We start from the raw sequence: 3925 nt of genomic DNA, 5'->3' as shown, positions 1-3925 counted from the left end.
TCTGCAAATAAGCCATCTGCTGCAGATGTCGGAGCATTGCCCATCACTGGCGGGAAATTAAATGGAGCGATACAAGCTTCTGGCGTTGTAGCATCTCAAGGGGATGGAAGACAACATTTTGCACTGACTGATGATGATGGGCGACCACGAGCATGGATATATAAAGACAAAGGCGGTGATGGAGTACGTATCAATAATGGTTACGATGGTGGAGGCGATTGGGTTTTAAATAAAAGTGGCGAACTGTATTGCCCTGGTACAATAAACTCTTATTTAGCGCATACTATTAGGCACACTGGTTATGGTAGAATTAATTTCGTTCATCAAAATACTGGAGACTATATATACTTAGAAACTACTCAGGATGGAAAAGGTATATATTTCGTCCAGAGAAATCGAAGTAACCAAAATCAATGGGTATTAAATTTTCCTCAAAAGAATGGTGTTGTTGCTACAACTGATGATGTTGCTAATATTAGTAATATTCCTGTTGGTGTGCCTTTACCATGGCCACAAAATAAGCCACCTACAGGGTATTTAATTTGTAATGGAGATCGTTTTGATAAAGCTAAATATCCCCAATTAGCATTAGCGTATCCATCCGGTGTACTACCTGATCTACGTGGTGAATTTATTCGTGGTTTGGATGCAGGGCGTAATGTTGATGCTGGACGTAACGTATTATCTTTTCAAGAGCAAAGTATACAAAGCCATGCACACTCTGGCGTGTTTACTGGAGCATTTGAAAGAGAATCTGGTGGTAGAGGCGGTTGGGGAGCTGTAAATACAAATGGAAACACTGCAGCAACTGGTGGTAATGAAACTAGGCCTCGAAATATTGCATTTTTATATATAGTGAAAGCAGCTTAAGCAATAATGAGTTAAACAATCCTGGATAATTTATTTCCAGGATTGTTTAATTTAAATAAATTCAAAATAGATAAGTTTAATTTTTCTAGGTCTTGCTTTACTAATAAATATAGATTGTTTTTTAATAGTATGTTACTATGCGGGCGGTTTATGTAAAATGTAAATTAGCAAAATCATGAATAAAATTATTGTTAATGGTGTATCAAATCAGAAATTTATAGATCAAAATGCTTATGACTTCTATGAAATAATCAATAAAAGAATAAACCCAGAATTAATACCAAATAGATATTATCGCAAAGGGAAATCGTGTTGGGTTATTCAAACCTTAATCAATCTAAAATATTATTATACTGATTGCTTGGATATTTCATTATCTACTGAGTCTCGTGATGATGCTATAAATATATTACACTATGATGATTTTTGTTTTAAAACAAAACCTTGGCGAGGTAAAACGATAATATGTCAAGCAGATAGGCCTTCTGTTTATGGTTCTAAATACATTATCGTTCAAAACCCATTACAAGCCAAAAATGGAAAAATTTTCATACCTCACTGGCCGCAACCGGGATTAAAACCCAGAGCAAAAGATAAACATGAAATAAAAAACATCGGTTTTTTCGGCCATAAAGATACATTACCTGATTTTTTTTTAGATGAGAATCTGAAAGCAATATTAAAAGAAAGAGGGATTAAATTTATAAGTTCCCACAAAGATTGGGTTAATTATACAGATATGGATATCGTTATCAGTTTTAGAAAAAACTGTGGTTTAGATCTTTTAAAAAAACCAGCAAGTAAACTCATTAATGCCTGGAATGCGGGTTGCCCTTTAATTTGTGACGATGAACCATCCATGAGAGCGATAAGATTAAATGAATTAGATTATTTAATCGCAAAAACACCAGAGCAGTTTATAGGAGCAGTAGACAGTTTAATCAATCAACCTGATTTATATTTATCTATGGTGTTAAATGGTAAAAATAGATTCGAAGAGTATAACCGTCAAGCTACAGTAAATAAATGGATTAATTTAATAAAAAAAATTCATCAAGAAAGAAAGACAAGTAAAATCACTGGAATGTCAAAGCTGATTAAGTTTTATTTATATAAAAAATAAACCCAATGAATTTTCTAGGAATAAGAAAAAAGGGGCATAATGCCCCTGATTATTATTCTGGTTTTTTAGGCCAATCAGTTTTTTTGATATCTGAAATATCAAGTTCAACTAACTTAATGCTATAGATTTCCCACTTACGTAATAGTGAAGCTTCCTCTTTTGAAGCCATATTAAGCCGAACTTTACGCTCTAATTGAACAATTTTTTGTTCAGCTTCATATAGCAGAGATTGTTTTTGGTTTTCAACTTGTTGTAAATCATATTTTTGTTGCTTATCAAAATCTGTTACCCATTGTTTTCCATCCCATTTATCAAATGAAGTCTTAGGTTCTAATAAAGTCAATTCAGAAGATAATTCACCTATTGATTGTATTTTTCGAGACTCTCGGGTTTTAATGTGATAAGCAATTTTCCCACGAAAATCTGGTACATTAATCCATGACTTTTCATCCTCACTACGACAAACAGCAATATCAAAAGAATCAGGTAATTCAGGTGCATCTAAATAAGCCCCGGCAGACAGACTAACACCAATAACAGTGCGTTCCATATCTGCACAAATATATTCTCTTGTCTCGGTATTAGCTCGATAAACCATTACCCAGCCATTAGAAGTTGCAAAACCATTTTTATCAAATTTTGGTGTTTTAAGATCTGTAGTATATTTCATTATGCTGCTCTCACTATGTATAAAAATGCGATATTACGGGGACGAGTGCTAAACCACCAAGAATTCCACCCAAACGATTTTAATGCTGCTGTAGAAACTGTTCCGGGTATACCTGAATCGTTGTTTCCACCAGGTATTGGTGTATTATTCGGCGCTTTCGCTGTATTTGGTTGCGACTGTGTTGTAAAATCAGCATTATCAAAAGGAATACCAATGGCCTCTGCATGAATTCCATGGGAATCATTCCCTGCATAATCAAGTATTGCTGTTCTTATTAATGTGGGTGATTGATAACTGAGTAAACCACGACCATTGTCAATCCCACGACCATTGTCCCAAGCTCGAATAAATTCACCACGCAAATCAGGAACAATTCCAGAAGGATATGCCATTGTTAATTTGGGATATTGGGATTTATCAAAAGACTGGCCATTGCACTCAAAATAACCCTCGGGTGGGTTTGCATGAGACCATGGTAAAGGAACCCCCACAGGAATATTTTGTTGATGGTGCTGTAAATAACGACTGTCAAAGTTACCATAATCGTTAGGTAACATTTTTCCATTTACTGCAAATTGAATTTCATTATTAGTAGCCCTCTGACTATACCAAAACCATCCTTTATCATCTGCTGCCTCTAATATGGCATGTCGTGTGCCTCCAGTATGTAAATCCCCGAATGTATAGAGAAATATTGGTGAATTTGCCGTATTATGTGAAGAGATTTTTAATGAACTATTACTATTTGCACCAACAAGCAAATTTCCTTTTGTTCCTATATCTCCATTACGTGTATTAAATACAATCCTCGTTTTATTATCTGTGGCGGCTTTTAACCCTATACCATACCATGATCTAATTTCTAAATTGTTACCTTCGAAACTGGCTGCATCTTTTGTACCACCCCAAATACCATGATCTTCATTGCCGATACAAACATTAGATTTTGCTAATAATTTTTCGGCATTGATAGAACCTTGTGTACCAATATGCCCATTACGGGGATTGAAAAAAATTCGTGTTTGATTATCTAAACTTGATTTCAAACCAATGCCGTACCAAGATCTAATTTCTACATTATTTCCCTCGAAACTAGCATTATCAACCGGACTGATATTTATTCCGTGACGTTCTCCCGTAATTTCCTCACCAAGATTTAAGGTATTTTTTGTCCAAAATTTATTAGCATGTACCTCACCATCAACTTTCCCACCAGTTATTGAAAATGCACCAATATCTGCAGCTGAGGGTTTATTCGCAGG

The 3925-nt window shown here is 35.0% G+C and carries 4 protein-coding genes; 2 read left to right on the top strand and 2 right to left on the bottom strand.

Annotated features, from left to right (window positions below; all coding sequences use genetic code 11):
- Positions 1 to 36 precede the first annotated feature (36 nt).
- Together Xenpb_RS20130 and Xenpb_RS17950 are read left to right on the top strand one after the other, a co-directional pair.
- The gene (locus tag Xenpb_RS20130; protein WP_255523187.1) at positions 37 to 870 is read left to right on the top strand and encodes a phage tail protein; all 834 of its coding nucleotides are present in this window, start codon (positions 37 to 39) and stop codon (positions 868 to 870) included.
- 175 nt (positions 871 to 1045) lie between these two features.
- Complete coding sequence (locus Xenpb_RS17950; protein WP_187655528.1) at positions 1046 to 1993, top strand: glycosyltransferase; 948 nt, start codon at positions 1046 to 1048, stop codon at positions 1991 to 1993.
- Positions 1994 to 2045: 52 nt separating this feature from the next.
- Here Xenpb_RS17950 and Xenpb_RS17945 read toward each other — a convergent pair whose 3' ends face one another.
- Both Xenpb_RS17945 and Xenpb_RS17940 read right to left on the bottom strand, forming a co-directional pair.
- Complete coding sequence (locus Xenpb_RS17945) at positions 2046 to 2663, bottom strand: tail fiber assembly protein (RefSeq protein ID WP_255523184.1); 618 nt, start codon at positions 2661 to 2663, stop codon at positions 2046 to 2048.
- A partial coding sequence (locus Xenpb_RS17940) for a tail fiber protein (protein WP_187655527.1) occupies positions 2663 to 3925 on the bottom strand: 1263 nt, incomplete at its 5' end. The genes Xenpb_RS17940 and Xenpb_RS17945, both read right to left, overlap by 1 nt.

The sequence above is a fragment of the Xenorhabdus sp. PB62.4 genome (assembly GCF_014467285.1).
Lineage (GTDB): Bacteria > Pseudomonadota > Gammaproteobacteria > Enterobacterales > Enterobacteriaceae > Xenorhabdus.
This window is presented reverse-complemented; position numbering and strand designations above follow the sequence as displayed.